Consider the following 20,726-nt stretch of genomic DNA (forward strand, 5'->3'; position numbering starts at 1 on the left):
CCGTTACAACTTATTTAAATGAAAGTTCTAAAGTTTTCCACGCAAGTAAAAAACATTTAATTCTCATTGGATAATCTTTAATGCTTTTGAGCTCCACGATCAATCCTAAAACCGATTTGTCGTATTCTTCTCCACGCGTCATTTTATATACGTTATCTATTAATGTTTTTACCTCATCAATTGATTTATTAATAATATTTTCTATCATCAAGTTAGCCGAAGCTTGACTTATTGCACAGCCAATTCCTTCAAATTTTGCATCAACTATTCTTTCATTTTCAATTTTTAAATATAAAGTAATTTCATCACCGCACGAAAGATTTTTGCCTTCTTCTACTTTAGTAGCATCTTCAATCTTTCCCTTATACTTTTTAAGTTTAGAATAGTCCATGATTAATTCATTATACATCAAACCACTCCTTTATCTTTTTTATTCCTTCTATTAATATATCTATATCTTCATATGAGTTATATATATAAAAACTTGCTCTACATGTACTGTTTGGAAATTGAGACAGTCTACTTTGTGACTTCAAAACATTCATCAAAGGCTGTGCACAATGATGACCGCTCCTTACTGCCACTCCAAATTTTTCATCCAAAAGATGTGCAACATCATGTGGATGAATTCCGTCAATATTAAAGCTTAAAATACCGCAGTGAGATTCATCAAGTGGGCCATAAACTTCAACATTTTCAATATTTCTAAATTTTTCAATAGCATATTTTGTAAGATCTAGAATATGTTTTTTTGCCTCATCAAATCCAATATTTTTTAAATATTCAAGCGCATAATTTGCACCGACAATTCCACCAATATTTGGAGTTCCTGCCTCAAATTTGTATGGAAGCACATTAAAGGTAACATCTTCAACACCAACCTTATCAATCATTTCACCGCCATACAAAAAAGGCTCAAGTGTTTCTAAATATTGACTCTTTCCATATAAAACTCCAATTCCACTTGGTCCAAGCATTTTATGGACTGAAAAACAAAGAAAATCAATATCTAAGCTCTTAACATCAATCCTCTGATGCGGAATAAGTTGTGCTCCATCAACTATTAATATTGAATTAGGAAAAATATTGCGAATTTTTTCTATATCAATTAACTGCCCCGTTACATTTGAATGTCCTGTAATAGCGACCACCTTAGGATTTATATCTTTTTTTAAAAAATCCTCGATAGCTAAAGTTCCAAAACGCAAGCTAGGTTCAACAAATTCTACTCTAAATCCATGTAATTTGGAAAGTCTTACCCATGGAACAAAATTTGCATGATGCTCAACTAAAGTTGTTAAAACTATATCATCCTTGTTCAAGATTTTACTTCTTACTAAACTTTCAACTATAAGATTTATTGACATTGTTGTTCCTGATGTGAAAATTATCTCATGTTCACTAGCATTCAAAAAATTTGCATAATTTTTTCTAGAAAACTCTAGCATCTGAGTTGACTCAGATGCTAGAGTATGAACTGCTCTATGAACATTGGCATAATTTTCTAAATAAAATTTAGACAATTTATCAATTACTGGCTTTGGTTTTAATGTACTTGCAGCACTGTCAAGGTAAACAATACGATTTCCTTTTATTGTTCTTGAAAGTACAGGAAAATCATTCAATATATTTTTTGAGAGCATTTTTTACGACCTCCTCAAGGCCAAATACCGAAAGCTCATTAATTAAATTTTCAAAAATACCATTTAATATAAAGCTTTTTGCTTCCTTTCTATTAAATCCTCTACTCATTAAATAGAAAATTGCATCTTCATCAAGTGGAGCAGAACTTGCCGCATGTGATGCAGTAACCTCATTTTCATCTACTAACAAACTTGGGATAGCTTCCATTTTTGAATCTTTTGATAATAATATACATCTTTCCATCTCTTCTGCTTCACTATTTTTTGCACCTCTTTTTAAGTCAAGTATACCACGAAATACTACTTTTGCTTCATCAGAAAGTGCACCTTCCGCTTTTATTGATCCTTTATTTTCAAACCCTACAAACCTTAAAAGATATTGAAGATCAAAAATTGCACTCTTACTTCCCAAAAAGTATGGTTTAACATCTACATTACTTTCATTACCATTCATTTTTGCTCCTAAATATCCTGCTACCTTCCCTTCTCCAATATATATATCTCTAACTTTTACTTGTGCCTTATCTTCAACTATAATAAAAATATTATCTACTGAAAAAGAATTTTCTTCACTTACATGAATGTTGTAAATTTCAACTTCTGCATTATCATCTGCCATAACTCTCAATGTATTATTTGAAAAATTTTTCGTTTTCAAAATTCTTACAAGAACTAACTTACCATTAACCTTATACACATCATTTGTTATTCTATCAATGTATTCAACTTTTACTTTTTTCTCCTTATCAACCTTTATATATTCACCCATAGATGAAAATATATCTGATAACAAAACATATTTTCTATGAGTTCCCTCAAAATCTATCAAGCCTAAATCTTCTTCAATACCTTTAAAATATCCCTCATATTTATACTCTGGCAAACTTATACTATTAATTTTCAATCTTTTCCATATAGGAAAACCTATTTTTGTATATTCACTATACTTTTCCAATATATACTTTCTAACAAATTTATTTTCAATACTTGAAAGTTCTTTTTCTAAATCTTTTTCAGTATAGTCACCTTCGAAAAATTGCTTTGGGGCACTCACCACTGCTTTTTCATTATCTAAAAATAATTCTAAATTTTTCTCCATAACTAACACCTCACCCTATTGATGATTCAATTTCCATTTCAATTAATCTATTGAGCTCAAGGGCATACTCAAATGGTAAACTACTAACAATCGGCTCAATAAAACCTTTAACAATCATACTTTTAGCTTCTGTTTCACTTAAGCCTCTTGTCATTAAGTAAAAGATTTGTTCATCTTTAATTCTTCCAATTCTTGCTTCATGACCTACATCCGAATCACTATTATATACTTCAATTAATGGAACTGTATCACTTTTTGATTTATTATCAAGCATTAATGCGGTACATTGAACATGAGATTTACTTTTTTTAGCATCTTGTGCTATTCTTAATAGCCCTCTATAAAAGGCCCAGCCGCCACCAACACTGATACTCCTTGCATCAATTGTGGAACTTGTATAAGGTGCAAGATGTACTACTTTTGAGCCTGTATCCATATGTTGGCCTGGTCCTGCATATGTTATACCTAAACTTTCTGCTTTTGCACCCTTTCCTTTAAGGATCGTCATAGGATACAACATTGTCTTCATACTACCAAGTGATCCTGAAACCCAAGACATCACTCCATTTTCTTCTACTATAGAGCGTTTTGTATTCAAGTTATACGTATTTTTACTCCAATTTTGAATTGTCATGTATTTTACCTTTGCATCTTTTTTTACGTAAATCTCAACCATTCCTGTATGTAAATTAATAACATTGTATCTTGGCGCTGAACAACCCTCAATGAAAGTTACTTCAGAGCCTTCATCAGCTACAATAACTGTATGTTCGAGCTGACTCATTCCAGGATTACTCATTAAAAAATAAGCTTGAAGCGGCATTGGAACTTTAACACCCTTTGGAACATACAAAAATGTTCCACCACTCCAAATTGCACCATGTAGTGCAGCAAATTTATGATCATGAGCTGGGACAAGTTTCATAAAGTACTCTTTTACTAAGTCTGGATATTCTCTTACCGCACTTTCCATATCCATGAAAATTACACCAAGACCTTCAAGTTCTTTCTTTATATTTTGATACACTATTTCCGAATCAAATTGTGCTCCAACACCGGCAAAATATTTTCTTTCAGCCTCAGGAATTCCAAGTTTATCAAAAGCCTTTTTAATTTCTTCAGGAACTTCTTCCCAACTTGTCTGCTTGTTAGCCTTCGGCTTTATATATGGAATTATCTTGTTTAAATCCAATTCAGAAATATCAACTCCAAATCTTGGATCATGCCATTTTTGAAAAATCTCCAAAGATTTAAGTCTAAGTTCTCTCATCCATTTAGGTTCACCTTTAATTTCAGAAATTTCTTCAATTATTTTTGGTGTCAATCCAGGTAAACTTTTATACTCTGGCTCAATATTAGCAATATAATTAAACCTATCTTCATTTTGTTTTATATCAAACATGTCATCACCCCGCAATTACAGAATAGCCATTTTTCTCTATATCATCAGCCAATGAAAAGTCACCGCTCTTTACAATCTTTCCATCTGTATAAACATGAACTTTATCAACATCTAAATAATTAAGTATTCTTTTGTAATGAGTTATAATAAGTATACTCGTTCCAGATTCTCTTATCTTATTAATCTGATTCGCAACAATTCTTAAAGCATCAACATCTAAACCAGAATCAATTTCATCTAAAATTAAAAGTTTCGGCCTTAAAAACCTTGCTTGCAATATTTCGGATTTTTTCTTTTCACCGCCAGAAAACCCAACATTCAAAAATCTATTTAAGAAATTATCAGAAACAACAAGTTCACTTAATATTTCATCTATTTGCTTATTTAATTGCGCAAAAGATTCATTATCTCCATGAATTTTTCTATATGCACTTAAAAGAAAATTACTGAATTTTACACCGTCTATTTCAAATGGATTTTGAAAAGTCATAAAGATACCTTTTTTTGCCCTCTCATCAGCGGTTAAGCCAACAATATTTTCACCTTTAAAAATTACTTCGCCTGAATCAATTCTATACCTTGGATTTCCCATTATAACGTTTGCAAGAGTCGATTTTCCTGAACCATTTGGTCCCATAATAGCATGTAATTCTCCATAACCTATATCCAAATTAACACCTTTTAATATTTTTAAGTTTTCTTCTTTCACAGATGCATGCAAATTTCTAACTTCAAGCAATTTTTCCATGATATTACCTCCTTAATTAGTTTTTCCTAATTAAAGTATAACATATTAATTTCAAAAGTCAATAATAAAAAATAAAGGCTTGAAAAATTACAAGCCATAGATAAAAAAAAATTCCCCGGAAAAGTTTCCGGGGAATTTGTCTATTAAAATGATTATTAATATTCTGGCATTTCTGGCATTGGTTGGTTATTCTTGGGTTCTGGTTTTTCAACCACAAGTGCTTCTGTTGTTAACAACATGCTTGCAATTGATGCTGCGTTTTGAAGTGCACTTCTTGTAACTTTTGCTGGATCAATAATTCCGCGTTCAAACATGTTGCAGTATTCACCTTTTAATGCATCAAATCCGTATGCTGGATCATCATTTTCAAGTACTTTGTGGATAATAATTGCACCGTCATAACCTGCGTTCTTTGCTATTTGATTAATTGGAGCTATCAATGCTTCATAAACAATCTTTGCACCAATCTTTTCATCACCATCAAGTTCATTTACTACTTTTTCAACTGCTTTTCTTGCACGGAGTAATGTAATTCCTCCACCTGGAACAATACCTTCTTCAACAGCTGCTCTTGTAGCACTGAGAGCGTCTTCAATTCTGTGTTTCTTTTCTTTTAACTCGGTTTCTGTTGCTGCACCAACTTTAATTACTGCGACACCACCAGCAAGTTTTGCCATTCTTTCTTGTAATGTTTCTTTTTCGTATTCTGATGTAGTTTGCTCGATTTGTGCTTTAATTTGAGCAATTCTCTTTTTAATTTCTTCTTGATCACCATGTCCACCAACAATTATTGTTTCGTCTTTTTTTACTCTTACAACATCTGCTCTTCCAAGATCGTTTAATGTCAAGTCTTCTAAGTTAATTCCTACTTCTTCGCTTGCTACTATACCACCGGTAAGAATTGCAATATCTTGGAGCATCGCTTTCCTTCTGTCACCAAATCCAGGTGCTTTAACCGCTACTGTATTAAGTGTTCCTTTTAGTTTATTAAGAACAAGTGTTGTTAATGCTTCCCCTTCAACATCTTCTGCAATAATTACAAGTGGTTTTCCAGTTTGTGCTACTTTCTCAAGAATTGGAATAAGTGGTTTTATATTTGAAAGCTTCCTATCTGTAATGAGAATAAATGGTTCATTGTAAACTACTTCCATTTTTTCAGGATCAGTTACAAAGTATGGTGAAACATATCCTCTATCAAATTGCATACCCTCAGTAAATTCAACATATGTCTCAATTGATTTACTATCTTCTACAGTAATTACTCCATCTTCTCCGACTTTTTCCATTGCTTCTGCAATTAATTTACCAATTTCTTCACTGTTTGCACTAATAGATGCTACATGAGCAATATCATCTGTACTTGAAAGTTTCTTTGATATTCTTTTAATTTCTTCAACACCTGCTGCAACTGCTCTTTCAATTCCTCTTTTTACAAGGATTGGATTTGCACCAGCCGTTACGTTTTTAATTCCTTCTTTTATCATTGCTTGCGCAAGAACTGTTGCTGTTGTTGTTCCGTCACCTGCTACATCGTTTGTTTTACTTGCAACTTCTTTTACAAGTTGTGCACCAAGATTTTCAAATTTATCTTCAAGTTCAATTTCCTTAGCAATTGAAACACCGTCATTTGTAATTGTTGGACTTCCCCAAGATTTTTCAATAACTACGTTTCTTCCTTTTGGACCTAATGTAATTTTAACTGCATCTGCAACTGCATCTACACCTCTTTCAAGTGCTCTTCTTGCCTCTTCACTGAATTTCAACATCTTTGCCATGCGTGTCACCTCCCTATTAATCTTCTATTTTTGCTAGAATATCTTCTACATCAATTATAATGTAATCTTCTTCCTCTATCTTAATTTCGGTTCCCGAATATTTGGAAAAGATTACTTTATCACCTACGTGAAGATCCACATCTGCATCTTCCAAGTTACCTACTGCAACAATTTCTGCTTTCATAGGTTTTTCTTTTGCAGTATCTGGAAGAACAATTCCTCCTTCAGTTCTCTTTTCCTCCTGAATTGGCTTAATTAAAAGTCTTGATCCCAATGGAATAACCTTCATAATCGTACCCCCTTTCAAAGTTTTGTTGTCACTCTTATTCATCGACTGCTAATTTAAGTTTACCAAAAATATCAAAATTGTGAAGCCCAATTATTGGCGATTATTAGTTTTTAGAAGAAATTAAAGTGAAATAACATACATTTTCTTTCTTTTTCGCACTTTTTATATCACAAAAAAAGGAAGGGAGGCATTTTCTGCCTCCCTTCTGGTGGAGCCGATGGGATTTGAACCCACTGCCTCTACCGTGCCATGGTAGCGCTCTCCCAATTGAGCTACGGCCCCTTACAATTTATAATTTACCATATTTTCTATTTTCAGTCAACATTTAACACAAAACATAATTATATGGTAAAATTGTTAAAAATAGGGGGCGTATAAATTGAACATTTTTGAAAAAATTCATCCTAATCTTAATGTTAATGAACTATCTACAGATAGTCTTGCTTATCTAGGTGATGCAGTATTCAACCTTTTCGTAAAGGTATTATATTTCAAAAATACAAGTGTAAAAAATTTACACAAAGATTCTCAACTCCTTGTAAACAGAAATTTTCAAGCTACCCTCCTAGATAAAGCCCTTCCTCTATTAAATGAAGAAGAAAAAGCATTTGTAAAAAGAGGTATAAACAGCAAAGGAGCCGGAAGGTATGGAAATGATCCCGCCTACAGAAAAAGTACCGGTTTTGAAGTTTTAGTAGGTTATTTGTATCTAACTAACCAAGAACGTCTTTATAATCTATTAATGGAGGTGTTAAAATGAGTCGCTCTGTAATTATTGATGGTTCCGTTATTTATACTAATTACAGTCAAATCATGGGGCACAGAAAATTTGAAGATCTTTTAAAAGAATTTATAACCATACTTTCTGAAAAAAATAGTCCACTCCTAGAAGCAATTTCACCATTCAAATTTGGAAATGAATATGACATTAGAAGGTTATCTGAATATCTCCATCTTTTATCTATGAGGAATATTAGAGAATTAATTCACATAATGAATTACGTAAACCCCGAAAAACTCGAAAAATTTATTGAAGGCTTTTACTCATTCTGGAGATCAAAACACAGATTTATGGTAAGGCATGAAAAATACGTAAGTGATTACAATAGACGTGCAAGCATAGAATATACCATGACAATGATTGGCGATCAATTTAAAGCTGTTATTAAAAATTTATACAGACAACTAATTTCAAATATATCAAATGAGTTTCCAAAAGTAATGAGACAGCTACCAAGTGGAGCTCAGGCAATGTTCTTATACGATTATATTGAGTGTGACGATTTTGGTGCAAAATGGATGAAAGATATTCCAACAATATGGGGAGCAATTTTTGATCCACCTGCAATTTTTTATACAAATTCAAACAAACGAAAAGGAATTATTCCTGTAGAAGAAAAAGATATTTTAGACAAAATAAATCTTTCTAGCAATGAGTGGTTTAGGATTCCAATATACGTTGGAAAACTATTGTTTTTTAATTTTGTACATAAAGAATATCTTGCACATGGTGCTGGACTTGCGAATTTGTTTGAAATAGCCTCACCAAAGGATATAAAAAATAAAAAACCCGACGGAATAATAATATTTGGAATTGCTCCAGAAAAAATCCCAGATTATAATGAAAAATGGGAAAATGCAGTAGTTTTTAAAGACAAAAATTGCTACGTTGGTGTGATACCAGGAACAGATGAAAATGATTATTTTGGATACATGAAAAAAACTACCTTGACGGTTCACAATTTGATAATGATAGATAACGAAAGACTTCCAATCCATGGATCAATGGCTCAAATAACATTAAAATCTGGAAAAAAAGCAGTAGCTATGTTTGTAGGTGACAGTGGTGCCGGAAAAAGTGAAACACTTGATGCACTAAATAGAATGGAAGAAGTAGCAGAAGTAAATATTATTATAGATGATATGGGAAGTTTAGATATACACAACGATTCCATTGTAGCATATGGAACTGAGACTGGAGCATTTGTTAGACTTGATGATCTACCACCAGGATATGCATATCATACAATGGATAGAAGTATATTCATGAACCCTGATAAAATTAACGCAAGAGTTATAGTTCCATTCAACAACTATAAAGATATTATTACCCCAATCAAAATTGACTTTCTATTCTATGCAAATAACTACACAGAAGTCAAAGATGAAAGTGAAAGAATAAAGTTCTTTGAGACATATAAAGATGCCTTAAAAGTATTCTCAGAAGGGAAGAGAATGGCAAAAGGAACAACCTCTGAAAAAGGATTAACTACATCATATTTTGCAAACCCATTTGGTGCGATCCAAATGAAAGAAAAACATGAAAAAATTGCGCAAAAATTCTTCAAAAAAATGTTTGAAACGGGGGTGAAGGTTGGTGAAATAAGAACGATGCTTGGAGTTGAAGGATACGAAAAGGAAGGAACTATGCTTGCAGCAAAAGCATTAATGAAAATCATTGAGCAAAAGGGGTGAAATAGTGTTAAATCAATCTTTAATTAAAGATATTATTGGTACAGTATTAAAATATGGGGGAGACTTTGCAGAAGTTTTTGTAGAAAACAAATATGAAAACAGGATAGAACTTACAGATGGAAAAATTCAAAAAGCAAATACTAATAACATCTCTGGTGTCGGTATTAGAGGATTTCTTGGAAAAAAGGCAATATATGCTTATACCAATGTTTTTGAAAAAGAAAATTTATTATCTGTTGCAAAAAGAGTAGGAGAAGCTTTATCTGAAGTGAAAATTAATGATTTAACTTTGGATTTTGATAATAAAAAATTAAAAAATAGACATGTTATATATTTATACCCAAGAGATGTTGAAAAAACAGAAAAAGTCAAAATAATGAAAAGAGCATACGAATCAGCCAAAAATTATTCAGAATTAATTAAGCAAGTTCAAATATGGTTCTGGGAATACGACCAAGAAGTATTAATTGCAAATTCTGAAGGTGTTTGGGCAGAAGATAGACGTGTAAAAACAAGACTTATGATTAATGCTATAGCCGAACATAATGGTAATATGGAAAGAGGTTTTTATGGACCAGGAGCAAGCATGGGATTTGAACTATTTGATAGAATAGACGTTGAAGAAGCTGCAAAAAGAGCTGCAAGAATCGCTGCAAGAATGGTAGATGCCGAACCAGCACCTGCAGGTAAAATGCCAGTAATTATTTCAAATGAATTTGGTGGTGTTATATTCCACGAAGCAGTTGGACATGCACTTGAAGCAACTTCTGTTGCAAAAGGGGCATCCGTTTTTGCAGGAAAATTAGGTCAAAAAGTTGCCGCTGAATGTGTATCAGCTGTTGATGATGCAACAATACCAAATGCTTGGGGTTCAGCAAATGTAGATGATGAGGGAACACCAACAAGAAGAAACCTTCTTATAGATAAAGGAGTGTTAGTTGGATACCTAATTGATAAATTAGGTGGAAGAAGAATGGGAATGGAAAGCACAGGAAGTGCTCGAAGGCAAGATTATACATTTGCTCCAACTTCTAGAATGAGTAATACATTTATATTACCTGGTGATTACCATCCTGAAGAAATCATAGCAGCAACCGAATACGGTCTTTATGCAAAAGAAATGGGTGGGGGCTCAGTTAACCCAAGTACCGGTGAATTTAATTTTGCAGTTAATGAAGCATATTTAATTGAAAAAGGTAAGATTACAAAACCCGTTAAGGGAGCAACACTTATTGGAAAAGGATATGAAATAATTCAAAAAATTGATATGGTTGGAAACGATGTTGGTAGAGGTCAAGGTGTTTGTGGATCAATTTCAGGAGCTGTTCCTGCAGATGTAGGACAACCTACAATAAGAGTTTCAGAAATAATCGTTGGGGGGCGAAACAAATGACATACAACGAATTTAAAGAAAAATTATTTTCTATTGCAAAAGAAAAAGGATTTGAAGCTCAGATTGATCTATCGGAAAGTTCAGAATTTTCACTAAGATATGCTAATAATGATATAGATCAATATACTGACGCTTCAAAATTTTCAGTTTCTATAAAGATTTTGAAGGATGGAAAGATAGGAAGAGTTTATACTGAACAACTAGAAAATCCAGAAAAATTATTTGAAGAAGCCCTAAAAAACTGGGAGTTAACAGATAGTGAAGATGAAGAATTTTTCTATAATGGAAGTGGCAAATACATTGAAATGGATCTTTACAATGGAAGTTTTGAAAAAACAAGCGTTTCAGAAAAAATAGAATTTGTCAAAAAGCTATATAACAGTGCAAAATGTGATGATAGAATAGTCATGGTTCCATATGCAATCTACAATAATTTCAAAGTTTCCAAAAAAATTTCAAATACTTTAGGGCTTGATGTTTCAACAACTGCAGATGGTGGATACAGCTATGCAATGGCAGTATCGAAAGACGAATCAACACATTCTGGATTATGGATGGATGTTGGAACTAAATTCTCTGACCTTGATCCAGAAAAAATTGGAAAAACTGCTTGTCAAAATGCACTAAGTTTACTTGGTTCAAAATCTGTTAAAAGCGGTAAGTACAGAGTAATAATCAAAAATACCGCTTTTGAAGATATGCTCAGCCTTCTCATTAGCATGATTTCGGCAGAAAACGTTCAAAAAAATATGTCCCCATTAAAGGGAAAACAAAACCAAAAGATCGCAAGTACAATTTTAAATATTAAAGATGTTCCTTACTACAAAAACAGTATTTCGAATAGACCTTTCGACGATGAAGGGGTTCCAACAAAAGAAACACCAATAATAGAAAATGGAATATTAAAGAGTTTCCTATACGATTTAAAAACTGCAAAAAAAGATAACACTGAACCAACTGGAAATTCCCTTGGTGGTTCAATTAGGCCAATAAATTTACTTATAGAAAGTGGAGAATATGACTTTGAAAACCTCCTAAAAAAATTAGATGATGGAATAGTAATTATAGGTGTAGATGGAATGCATTCAGGTGCAAATCCAATATCTGGAAATTTCTCACTCGGTGCAAGAGGCTATAGAGTAATTAATGGAGAAATCTCCCATCCTATAGAACAAATAACCATCTCTGGAAATTTCTTACAACTATTGGAAAAAGTTGAAGCAGTTGGAAATGACTCAAAAATCTTCTATGGAATAATAACCCCAAGTATTTTAATAAGTGAACTCGATATTGCTGGTGAATAAGGCGGATTTCTCTCCGCCTTTTTTATTTACAAAAAACAAAAATTAGATTAAAATTAAGTTGTACCTTTAGAAATAGGGAGGGGAAAAAGTGGATTTCCCTAGGTTGTTTGTTAATCTTGAAAAAATTAGAGAAAATGCAGAAAAACTACTTGAAACACTCTCAAAACTTAAAATTGAGCTTGTTGCCGTAACTAAACTAACTTTAGGTGACCCAATTATTGCTAAAACACTTAAAGAAGTTGGAATAGTAAAGATAGGTGAATCAAGATTAAAAAATATAAAAAAAATGATGGGAAATAATGTACCTGGACCTTTTCAACTTTTAAGAATCCCTATGCCTTCAGAACTGGAAGAAGCAGTATTTTTAACGGACGAAATACTAATTTCTGAAGAAAAAGTAGCTTATATCATTGATGAAATTGCAAAAAAGTATGATAAAAACATTGAATTGATCTACATGATAGATGTCGGAGACTTAAGAGAAGGTATTTGGTATGAAAAAGCCGCTTATACAATAGAAAAAGTAGCTAAAAAGTTAAAAATGGCTAAAATTGTTGGAATAGGGACAAATGTTGGATGCTTTGGTGGCGTTTTACCAACGAAAGAAAATTTAAATATTCTCGTAGAAATAAAAGATTATCTTGATGACAAACTAAACACAAATCTTAAAATTTCTGGAGGAAGTACCGTAACTTTATCACTTATAGAAAACAATGAACTACCTACTAAAATAAATCAATTTAGAATAGGCGAAGGGCTATTACTGGGGACTGATGCAACTGGAAATAGAGACATTCCATACCTTTCACAAGATACAGTGATCTTAGAAGCTGAAGTAATTGAAGTTGATTATAAACCATCTGTTCCTGTGGGAAAAATTGGAAGAGATTCTATGGGAAGAATTCCACATTTTGAGGATTTTGGATGGAGAAATAGAATAATATTAGCAATTGGTGAGCAAGATATTGATCCTTCTGGACTTAAGCCATTCGATAAAAAATTAAAAGTACTACACGCATCAAGTGACCATACCATAATAGATTACACAGATTCTAATAAAAAATATTCTATTGGAGACACCTTAAAATTTCATCTTTCTTATGGTGCAGCACTTAGGGCTTTTACTAGTCCTTTTGTCAAAAAAGAGTATATAAAAAATGCCTGACCATATGATCAGGCATTTTTTATTTTATATATCATCTAGCTCTAAAAATGCTACTCTCAACTTTCCAGCTAAGAAAATAAAGAAGTTATCGTTTGGTTTTCTTTTCACCTCATAACCTAACTTTTCTATATATTCTTGCCATCCATCAAGATTTCTTACTACAAACAATGTATTTAACCTTGAAAATTTATCACCTCTTTTAATATAAGCTGTTCTTGATACAATATATGCATTTTCTATCTTTCTAACAGGAATTGACAATTTATTAAAAAATTCCAAAACAGGTTCCATATCATCAACAACTTCTATTGATAAAATTGTTCTCAAATCTCCACTCTCGGTTATATATCTTGCAATATCCTCAATTGTTTTTGTTGAGCTATATTTAAATAAGTCCATAACATATGGCAATGAAGGTTGTGCAATAACTTGTCTTGCAACAGCAACATTTCTTAATATCTCAACCGACAATGGCCTTTTCAGACTTATATCAACCTTTTTTTGAAGTCCCCTTAGCATTAAAGCAAGGTAAGAAGGTTTTACCGCTTCACCATCTCCTGTCGAAATTAAATATTCATCGCTTCCTTCGTATTTTTTCAACCACTTATCAATCGGTGGTACAATTTCTACTTCATAATTTTCATCTGAGACATACAAATAATTTCCTTTTATATCTGTACCTTTTAGTTTTACAATATCTCCAGATTTCAATCCCAAAATACCAGCGAGCCCAACTAAAAGCACATACTTTTCGTTGCCATGTTTTGCCATCTTTTCTGCTTCTTCATATAATTTCCAAAAATCTAAATAACTTATCATTTCATAATCTGCTTTTTTATAAGGAACTTTTAAATCTTCTACAACTTCTGAATAAATTAGTGGATAAAATCTTTGTAAAAAAGCCCTTAATGGAACAAAATATTGTCTCCACGCTGTCGATTTGTAATTTTCTTTTATTTTCGAAAGCCATTTCCTAACATTTTCGCTCGTTACATTACCTTCTACAAATTTTAAAAACGAATCAACCATATTAACATAATTTTTCTTAGTGCTCTCTGATATATTTTGAGTGTTTATATATTCTATAAATCTTTCTAAATCCGAGTTTATATTCACTCTATATCCACCTCCAAAAAACTAAGAAATTTATTCGTATTTTGATTATAACATAAATTATATTTATTTTTCTTTTAAATAGTCTTACTAAAGTTACAATTCGCATTGCGAATTTTTAAATACTTTTACATTTTAGTAAATAAAACATGCATCACCTAGTGAGAAAAATCTATACTTCATCCTTACAGCAGTATTATAAGCTTCTAGAATAAAATCTTTTCCTGCAAAAGCAGCGACAAGCATTAAAAGTGTAGATTTTGGAAGATGAAAATTCGTTATTATTGCATCTGTCAATTTAAATTCAAAAGGTGGATAAATAAATATATCAGTTTTTCCATGATAACTTTCTTGATTAGAAAGTCTTGCAATCGTCTCAAGAGTTCTTACACTGGTTGTCCCAACTGCTATTATTCTTCCTTTATTCTTCCTTATTTCTCTTATCTTTTTAACAGTTTCAGCTGGCACATAGTACCTTTCTGAATGCATTTTATGCTCTCTTATATCCTCAACCTTTACTGGTCTAAAAGTACCAAGCCCAACGTGTAAAATTAAATCTGCAAATTCCACACCTTTATCCATTAATCTTTCAAGGAGTTCTTCTGTAAAATGAAGCCCAGCTGTAGGTGCTGCAACCGACCCAGTCTCTTTTGAATACACTGTTTGATATCTTTCAAACGGAACTTGCTGGTTTTTTATATATGGTGGTAGTGGTGCATTTCCAAGTTCAAATAATTTATCATCACTGCAATTAAATTCTAAGATTCTTGCTCCTTGCTGTGCGTAATCTTTACATACTACTTCTACATCATTAGATAAAATAATTTTTGTTCCTTTTTTAACTTTACTGCCTGGTTTTACCAACGCCTCCCAAACACCTTCACTTATTTTTTCTAGAAGTAAAATTTCAACTCTGGCTCCCGTTTCTTTTACTCCATATAGCCTTGCAGGAATCACTTTTGTAATATTTCTAACTAGCAAATCTCCAGGCTTTAAATACTCAACAATATCTCTAAAAATTTTATGTTCAATTGTTTTTTCTTTTCTATTTAACACCATCAATCTAGAAGAATCTCTCGGATCTGCAGGAGTTTGAGCAATCAGCTCCTCTGGTAAGTAATAATCAAAATCGCTAAGCTTCATCTATCTTCCTCCTTCTAAAAAATTGGGGAGGTAATTTCACCTCCCCATTTTTTAATTATTTTCTTAATCCTAATTTTTGAATTACATTCTTGTATGATTCTGGATCTTTGTTTCTTAAATATTTCAAAATTTTTCTTCTTCTTCCAACAAGTTTCATAAGTCCTCTTCTTGAGTGATAATCTTTTGGATGTTTTTTCAAGTGCTCTGTTAAGTGTTTAATTCTTGCAGTTAAAAGAGCAATTTGCACTTCTGTACTTCCAGTGTCACCCTCGTGAATTTGAAATTCCTTAATGATTTCCTCTTTGTTCATATCTTTACACCTCCACACTTTATTCCCACTACCAAGTAGGGGACTAATCCACCTACCGAGTAGGGGTCACATATATGATACATTAATTTTTTTTAAAAGTCAATATTTATATCTCATTTATAGCATTTAAAATTTGCTCCATATTTGCATCAATTAATATTGCTTCTCTTCCTCTTTCTTTTATTTCTACTTTTCCTTCTTTTAATTTCCTACCCACAGTAATTCTTAGTGGAAATCCTATTAAATCCGCATCTTTAAACTTAACACCTGGTGATACATTTCTATCGTCAATAATTACATCTACACCTTTATCTAATAAATAACTGTACAACTTTTCAGAAAATTCTTTTTCTTTTTCCTTTCCAACTACAACAATGTCCACTTCGTATGGTGCAACTGAACGTGGCCAAATTATCCCATCATCATCATGGAGCTGTTCAACTATTGCACCTAAAGTTCTTGAAATTCCCCAGCCATAACATCCCATAATAAATGACTTCATTTTACCATCTTTATCCATATATTTTACATTCATTGAATCTGAATACTTTGTTCCAAGTTTGAATATATGACCTAATTCAATACCTTTTTCTCCTTTCAAAGGTTTGCCACAAACAGGACATGGATCACCAATTTGAACTACTACCAAATCAGTCCATTCACTAACCTTAAAGTCCCTATCTAAATTTACATTTATATAGTGATAATCTTTTTCCATTCCACCCACGACAAAGTTTTTCATATATTTAATTCCATAATCTGCCACTATTCTAACTTTATCTGCTCCTACTGGTCCTAAAAATCCTATTGGAACTCCAAACTCTTCAAGAATCTCATTTGCTTCTGCCATCTGCAAAGATTGATCACCTAAATATGCCTTTAACTTTTCAAAATTAAGTTCTCTATCTCCCGGCACAAGAGCCATAACAAATCCTTCACGTCCTTTAAAGACTAACGATTTAACTATTTTTCTAATTGGAACGTTTAAAAATTCTGCTACTTGCTCAACAGTTCTTATATTTGGAGTATATACTTTTTCTAATTTTTTCTCAGCTTCATCATCTTTTTCGTAATCACCTTTGTATGGTACTCTTTCATCACTTCCTGCATACCCACAATCACAATACAAAACATTACTCTCTCCAGTATTTGCAAAAGCAACAAATTCATGAGATTCATTTCCACCAATTGCTCCTGTTGCCGCTTCTATTATAGAATATCTTAATCCAATTCTTTCCATTATTTTTGAATATGCGTTTTTAAATAATTGATAAGTCTCATCCAGTGATTCCCATGAATCATGAAAGCTGTATGCATCTTTCATAATGAATTCTCTTGCACGTAAAACACCAAACCTAGGTCTAATTTCATCCCTAAATTTAGTAGTTATCTGATATAAAGAAACTGGAAGCTGTTTATATGAATTTAACTCATTTCTAATCAATTCAGTAACAAGCTCTTCATGTGTTGGACCTAACGTAAAATCTCTATTGTGCCTGTCTTTTAACTTCATCATTTCAGGGCCATAATCATCCCAGCGCCCACTTCTTTGCCAGAGTTCTGCAGGCTGAATTATAGGCATAAGTATTTCTTGAGCACCAATTTTATTCATTTCTTCCCTGACGATATTCTCAATTTTCAAAAGAGTTCTTCTTGCAAGTGGAAGATATGTGTAAACCCCTGCTGCGATCTTTCTAATAAATCCCGCCCTTTGAAGTAATGCTTGACTTGGAATTTCCGCATCTGATGGATCTTCCCTGAGTGTTGGTGCATAAAGCCTTGAAAATCTCATTCCTCCACCTCCAAAATCTCCCACTTTGTGCCATCAGGAGTATCTAATATCTTAACATTGGAATTTAATAGTGCATCACGAATCATATCAGCTGCTTCAAAATTCTTAGCTTTTCTAAATTCCTGTCTTACATTTAATATTTCTTCAATTATTTTATTTGTATTTTCACTTTCTGAAATTTTCACTCCACCTTCAAATAACCCAAGAACGCTTCCAAAAACTCTTGTAATAAGATGATATCTTTTTAGTGCCTCATCATCTTTTCCTTCATCCATTGCTTTATTTAATTCTTTTGAAAGGTCAAATATAAGTGCAATTGCTTTTGGGGTATTAAAATCATCTTCAAGCGCTTCTACAAATTTTTGCTCAATATCATTCATATATTCATCACGCTTTGGAACTTTTGGATACGGATACTTTTCTTCAAATCTATTTAGAGTTTTTAATACCTTTAAAGCAGCTTTTTTATTTTCCATCATAATTTCATCCGAAAATTCTATAGGAGTTCTATAATGCTTTGAAAGTAAAAATAGTTTTACTGCATCTTTTCCATATCTTTTAACAGCTTCTCTGACCAAAAATACATTTCCTATAGACTTACTCATTTTATCTCCACGAGTAATTATCATTCCATTATGCATCCAATATCTTGCAAAAGGCTTCCCAGTCAGCGCTTCACTCTGCGCTTTTTCATCCTCATGATGTGGGAAGATCAAATCTTCTCCACCTGCATGAATATCAAATGTATCTCCCAAAAGCTTTTGAGACATAACTGAACATTCTATATGCCATCCTGGTCTACCACAACTCCATGGACTATCCCAGCTAGGTTCTCCAGGTTTTACAGCCTTCCAAAGTGCAAAGTCAAGAGGATCTTTTTTCAATGTATTTACTTCAACTCTTGCACCCGAAATTAAATCTTCAATTTTTTTACCAGAAAGTTCTCCATACCGCTCAAATTTTTTAACACTAAAATACACATCGCCATTTTCAGCTGTATAGGCATAACCTTTTGAAATTAACTTTTCAACAGCCTCGACAATCTCATTAACATAATCGGTTGTTCTTGGATGAAAATTTGCTGCACGTATTCCCAAACTTTGTGCGTCTTTCCAATACTCTGCAATAAATGTATCTGCAACGTCTTTAAAATCAACGCCCCATTCATTTGCTTCGTTGATGATTTTATCATCAATATCAGTAAAATTTTGAACCATTATAACCTTATAGCCTCTATATTCTAAAAAACGCCTGAATGCATCAAAAACCACCGCAGGTCTTGCATTTCCAATATGTATATAGTTATATACAGTTGGCCCACACACATACATTTTGACAACGCCAGGTTCAATTGTTTTAAGTTCTTCTTTTTTCCCAGTTTCAGTGTTTGTTATGTAAATAGCCATACTACATCACCCCAGTTGTTTTTGAATCCTTTTAACAATGTTTTTCTTTCCTAGAAGATAAACTATATCAATCAATTCTGGACCTTCTTCTCTTCCAGTTAATACAATCCTAAGATTCATATAAAAGTCTTTCCCTTTTACTTTCCCTTTTTTCATTGCATTTTTAAATGCTTGATAAATATTATTTTCATCCCAATTTTCAATGTTTTCTATTTCTTTTACTAATTCACTATATACTTGTTTTACCTCATCTGACAACTCTACTTTAATTTCTGGTTCTACAAAGAAAAATTCTATTAGCTCTGGTATCTGACTTAATTCTTCAACTCTATCCTTAATCGCTCTAAGAAGTCTTATAAACCACTCTTTTCTTTCATTTATTTCTTCTTCTCTTGCAAACTTTTCCAAGTAAGGCTTTGAAACCTCAAGCATTTCTTCATCACTTAAATGTCTGAAATGCTCCGCATTCATCCATTTTAATTTTTGCGGATCAAAAATTGCAGGATTTTTCCCCAATCTATCCAAAGAAAATGCATTAATTAATTCTTCTAAAGACATAATTTCCTTTCCTTCTGGGTGTGACCATCCAAGAAGTGCTAAAAAGTTTACTACAGCTTGTGGTAAATAACCTCTTTCCTTAAACTCCTCAACTGATGTTGCACCATGCCTTTTGCTTAATTTTTTTGCATCAGGTCCAAGAATCATTGAAACATGTCCAAATTCTGGTGGATTCCATCCTAAAGCTTCATAAATAGCAAGTTGCTTAACTGTATTTGAAAGATGATCGTCACCTCTTATAACATGTGTAATTTTCATTAAGTAATCGTCAATAACACATGCAAAGTTGTATATTGGAACTCCATTACTTCTAATAATCGCAAAGTCTCCTAATGTACCTTCTTTAAATACAACTTGACCTTTTACAATATCATTCAAAACATATTCTTTTCTTGGCATTTGAAAATATATAGCTGGTTTTAAACCCTTTTCTTCGTATTCCTTTATCCTTTCAGGAGTTGTAAAACTTTCAAGCATTTCACGTGTATAATGAGGTGCTTTTCCTTGTGAAAGAAGCTCTTCTCTTAATTTTTCTATCTCTTCAGGATAAGCATAGACTTTGTATGCTTTTCCTTCTTCTACAAGTTTTTGGGCATATTTGTTGTAAATATCAAGTCTTTCACTCTGTCTATATGGGCCATATTCACCACCAACATCTGGTCCTTCATCCCAATTTAAACCTAACCACTTCATTGATTCTATTAAACCTTCTTCAAATTCTTTTTCAGATCTTTCCAAATCTGTATCTTCAATCCTTAAAATAAACTTACCATTCATTTTTCTCGCGTATAAAAAGTTAAATAAAGCTGTTCTTGCACCACCAACATGTAAATATCCAGTAGGACTTGGAGCAAACCTTAATCTAACCATTAAGACACCTCCTAAATAACTTTAACTTTGTGTTTTATTATACCATACTTCTATTATCTTATCTTGTCTTATAAATTAAATTATTTTCAAATTTAATGTAACAAAAATCTACATTCAACTTAAAATACATATTGACCCTGGCCAATGTAAAAAATAAGTTAAATTAGGATATAAAAAAAGGGCTACACCTGCTAAAATTATTTTTGTACCAAACATCAACAACAAGGAGGTGTAGCCTAAC

At 32.4% G+C, this 20,726-nt stretch carries 18 protein-coding genes and 1 tRNA gene; 5 read left to right on the top strand and 14 right to left on the bottom strand.

Annotation, left to right across the window (positions count from 1 at the left end):
* Window positions 1–10: 10 nt before the first annotated feature.
* The 8 genes from sufU to HNP65_RS08875 form a co-directional block, all read right to left on the bottom strand.
* The gene (sufU, locus tag HNP65_RS08840; RefSeq protein ID WP_184619890.1) at window positions 11–409 is read right to left on the bottom strand and encodes a Fe-S cluster assembly sulfur transfer protein SufU; all 399 of its coding nucleotides are present in this window, start codon (window positions 407–409) and stop codon (window positions 11–13) included.
* A complete protein-coding gene (locus tag HNP65_RS08845; protein ID WP_184619891.1) occupies window positions 402–1,643 on the bottom strand; it encodes a SufS family cysteine desulfurase in 1,242 nt (413 codons plus the stop codon). Before HNP65_RS08845 ends, sufU begins: the two co-directional genes overlap by 8 nt.
* Window positions 1,618–2,742 carry a SufD family Fe-S cluster assembly protein gene (locus HNP65_RS08850; RefSeq protein WP_184619892.1) on the bottom strand — a complete coding sequence of 375 codons (1,125 nt, stop codon included), beginning with the start codon at window positions 2,740–2,742 and terminating at the stop codon, window positions 1,618–1,620. The genes HNP65_RS08845 and HNP65_RS08850 overlap by 26 nt, the downstream gene beginning before the upstream one ends.
* A 10-nt stretch (window positions 2,743–2,752) precedes the next feature.
* The gene (gene sufB / locus HNP65_RS08855; protein ID WP_184619893.1) at window positions 2,753–4,144 is read right to left on the bottom strand and encodes a Fe-S cluster assembly protein SufB; all 1,392 of its coding nucleotides are present in this window, start codon (window positions 4,142–4,144) and stop codon (window positions 2,753–2,755) included.
* Window positions 4,145–4,148: 4 nt separating this feature from the next.
* Window positions 4,149–4,892 (bottom strand): Fe-S cluster assembly ATPase SufC, encoded by a 744-nt coding sequence (sufC, locus tag HNP65_RS08860; RefSeq protein WP_184619894.1) that lies wholly within the window; start codon window positions 4,890–4,892, stop codon window positions 4,149–4,151.
* Between the two features lie 155 nt (window positions 4,893–5,047).
* Window positions 5,048–6,667 carry a chaperonin GroEL gene (gene groL / locus HNP65_RS08865; protein ID WP_184619895.1) on the bottom strand — a complete coding sequence of 540 codons (1,620 nt, stop codon included), beginning with the start codon at window positions 6,665–6,667 and terminating at the stop codon, window positions 5,048–5,050.
* A gap of 16 nt (window positions 6,668–6,683) precedes the next feature.
* Window positions 6,684–6,956, bottom strand: coding sequence for a co-chaperone GroES (groES, locus tag HNP65_RS08870; RefSeq protein ID WP_012579460.1), 273 nt, complete (start codon window positions 6,954–6,956; stop codon window positions 6,684–6,686).
* 206 nt (window positions 6,957–7,162) lie between these two features.
* A tRNA-Ala gene (locus HNP65_RS08875) sits at window positions 7,163–7,238 on the bottom strand.
* Between the two features lie 97 nt (window positions 7,239–7,335).
* Here HNP65_RS08875 and HNP65_RS08880 point away from each other — a divergent pair.
* The 5 genes from HNP65_RS08880 to HNP65_RS08900 all read left to right on the top strand — a co-directional run bounded on the left by HNP65_RS08880 (window position 7,336) and on the right by HNP65_RS08900 (window position 13,293).
* Entirely contained in the window at window positions 7,336–7,716 is a 381-nt protein-coding gene (locus tag HNP65_RS08880) for a Mini-ribonuclease 3 (protein WP_126992956.1), read from the top strand.
* On the top strand, window positions 7,713–9,431 hold the full coding sequence (locus tag HNP65_RS08885; protein WP_184619896.1) for a phosphoenolpyruvate carboxykinase (ATP): 1,719 nt from the start codon (window positions 7,713–7,715) through the stop codon (window positions 9,429–9,431). Before HNP65_RS08880 ends, HNP65_RS08885 begins: the two co-directional genes overlap by 4 nt.
* 4 nt (window positions 9,432–9,435) lie before the next feature.
* Window positions 9,436–10,824, top strand: coding sequence for a metallopeptidase TldD-related protein (locus tag HNP65_RS08890; RefSeq protein WP_184619897.1), 1,389 nt, complete (start codon window positions 9,436–9,438; stop codon window positions 10,822–10,824).
* Window positions 10,821–12,128 carry a TldD/PmbA family protein gene (locus HNP65_RS08895; protein WP_184619898.1) on the top strand — a complete coding sequence of 436 codons (1,308 nt, stop codon included), beginning with the start codon at window positions 10,821–10,823 and terminating at the stop codon, window positions 12,126–12,128. The genes HNP65_RS08890 and HNP65_RS08895 overlap by 4 nt, the downstream gene beginning before the upstream one ends.
* Before the next feature lie 88 nt (window positions 12,129–12,216).
* Complete coding sequence (locus tag HNP65_RS08900; protein WP_184619899.1) at window positions 12,217–13,293, top strand: alanine racemase; 1,077 nt, start codon at window positions 12,217–12,219, stop codon at window positions 13,291–13,293.
* Between the two features lie 24 nt (window positions 13,294–13,317).
* Here the strand turns inward: HNP65_RS08900 and HNP65_RS08905 are convergent, their stop codons facing one another.
* The 6 genes from HNP65_RS08905 to gltX form a co-directional block, all read right to left on the bottom strand.
* Complete coding sequence (locus HNP65_RS08905; protein WP_184619900.1) at window positions 13,318–14,409, bottom strand: site-specific integrase; 1,092 nt, start codon at window positions 14,407–14,409, stop codon at window positions 13,318–13,320.
* A gap of 132 nt (window positions 14,410–14,541) precedes the next feature.
* Window positions 14,542–15,549: a tRNA preQ1(34) S-adenosylmethionine ribosyltransferase-isomerase QueA gene (gene queA / locus HNP65_RS08910; RefSeq protein WP_184619901.1), complete on the bottom strand. Its 1,008-nt coding sequence runs from the start codon at window positions 15,547–15,549 to the stop codon at window positions 14,542–14,544.
* Window positions 15,550–15,604: 55 nt separating this feature from the next.
* Window positions 15,605–15,859, bottom strand: a complete 255-nt coding sequence (gene rpsO / locus HNP65_RS08915) for a 30S ribosomal protein S15 (protein WP_004103868.1) — start codon at window positions 15,857–15,859, stop codon at window positions 15,605–15,607.
* 106 nt (window positions 15,860–15,965) lie between these two features.
* Entirely contained in the window at window positions 15,966–17,651 is a 1,686-nt protein-coding gene (locus tag HNP65_RS08920) for a proline--tRNA ligase (protein ID WP_184619902.1), read from the bottom strand.
* Entirely contained in the window at window positions 17,648–19,057 is a 1,410-nt protein-coding gene (cysS, locus tag HNP65_RS08925) for a cysteine--tRNA ligase (protein ID WP_184619903.1), read from the bottom strand. The genes HNP65_RS08920 and cysS overlap by 4 nt, the downstream gene beginning before the upstream one ends.
* Window positions 19,058–19,063: 6 nt before the next feature.
* Window positions 19,064–20,485, bottom strand: coding sequence for a glutamate--tRNA ligase (gene gltX, locus HNP65_RS08930; RefSeq protein WP_184619904.1), 1,422 nt, complete (start codon window positions 20,483–20,485; stop codon window positions 19,064–19,066).
* Window positions 20,486–20,726 lie beyond the last annotated feature (241 nt).

Origin of the sequence: Thermosipho japonicus (assembly GCF_014201655.1) — a bacterium.
Lineage (GTDB): Bacteria > Thermotogota > Thermotogae > Thermotogales > Fervidobacteriaceae > Thermosipho > Thermosipho japonicus.